General features: G+C 46.3%; 2 protein-coding genes and 1 pseudogene. All 3 read right to left on the reverse strand.

Annotated elements, in window-relative coordinates; all coding sequences use genetic code 11:
• Positions 1-524, reverse strand: a pseudogene (locus tag AB4138_RS21385) (IS66 family transposase zinc-finger binding domain-containing protein); the annotation flags it as partial.
• 26 nt (positions 525-550) lie between these two features.
• Entirely contained in the window at positions 551-883 is a 333-nt protein-coding gene (tnpB, locus tag AB4138_RS21390; protein ID WP_372158787.1) for an IS66 family insertion sequence element accessory protein TnpB, read from the reverse strand.
• On the reverse strand, positions 880-1,197 hold the full coding sequence (tnpA, locus tag AB4138_RS21395; protein ID WP_372182703.1) for an IS66 family insertion sequence element accessory protein TnpA: 318 nt from the start codon (positions 1,195-1,197) through the stop codon (positions 880-882). The genes tnpB and tnpA overlap by 4 nt, the downstream gene beginning before the upstream one ends.
• Positions 1,198-1,259 lie beyond the last annotated feature (62 nt).

The following is a 1,259-nucleotide window of genomic DNA, read 5'->3' on the forward strand; positions in this document are numbered from 1 at the left end:
AACTTCTCACTGACTTGGATAACCCACCTAGCCATGGTGGTACGTGATAGCTCGATACCCGACTGGGTAAACAGCGATTCTTGACGATAAAGTGGCATCGCGTATTGGTATTTTCCAAGAATGATGTTGGTCAGCAAACTTTCTGTGGCGAAGCTTTTAGGGATGAGGCTCTGAGGGGATGGCTTCTGAACGATTCGGCTGCTGTCGCCTGTTTTCTCGCACTGGCGGCAAGCGTACTTAGGACGAACATATTCCAACACTTTGAGTACCGCTGGCGTGAACTCTAGCTTCTCGCTGCGGTCTTCCCCGATTTTATGCAGGCTATGATTGCAGCAAGCGCACTGCTTTTCATGGTCGTCTAAATCGAGTTCGATAACCTCACGAGGTAAGGTCTTTGGAAGTGGCTTACGTTTTCCGCGTTTTTTCGTTGTGGTGGTTGTCGTCACCTCAACCTCGTCTTCTTTAACGGCTTCACATTCCGCTTCGTTGAAGAAGTCACCTTGTGATTCATCGTAAGGCTTTATTCTCGATTAACTCATTGTAAAATTGTTTATTTGATGGGTTCATGACCGATAATTGTGAAGCCTGAAAGCAGTCTATCAAGCTCAAATTGAGTCAGGGTAAACACCTCGTTTTTCTCTTTTGAAGGCCACTTATACTTGGCTTTTTCGAGGCGTTTATACCAGAGTGCGAAGCCTGTTTTATCCCAATACAACACTTTGATTTTGTCGCGCTGTTTGTTGGTGAACAGGAACAGTGCGCCACTTCCTAAAGGTAAGTCGGTGTCACTTTCGATAATCGCAGCAAGACCGTTGATGGACTTTCTAAAATCGACGCTTTCACGATACAAGTAAATCTCTGGAGCGCTGAGCATGCGTTTCATGATAACGCACCGATAAGCTCTGCGAGATAGGCCGCTGGCGTGCCTTGAGGAATGCTCAGCTCCACATCATTGATGAGAAGTGTCATGTTCGCCGTAGCTATCTGGGCCTGATACTTGGTTGTCTTTTCAACGATTTCGGCTTTAACAAATCCGACAGATTCCGATTGGCTTGCTGTTTGGAGTTGACGCCGTTTGGCAAAGAACGTGGATAAACTCAGTCCATGCTCTTCACAAAAAGCGCGTTGGGTAACACTGCTGCTTTCATATTGCTCAAACAGTGCTTGCCATTCTAGGTTGGTGCGTCGTTTTGCCATTTCAACTCTCCTTTGGGTTGGAGAGTTGATCTTATTCTTCGTGCTGAAAGATTAGAATGCGG

Origin of the sequence: Vibrio sp. 10N.286.52.C3 (assembly GCF_041468865.1) — a bacterium.
In the GTDB taxonomy this organism is placed as follows: Bacteria; Pseudomonadota; Gammaproteobacteria; order Enterobacterales; family Vibrionaceae; genus Vibrio; species Vibrio crassostreae_C.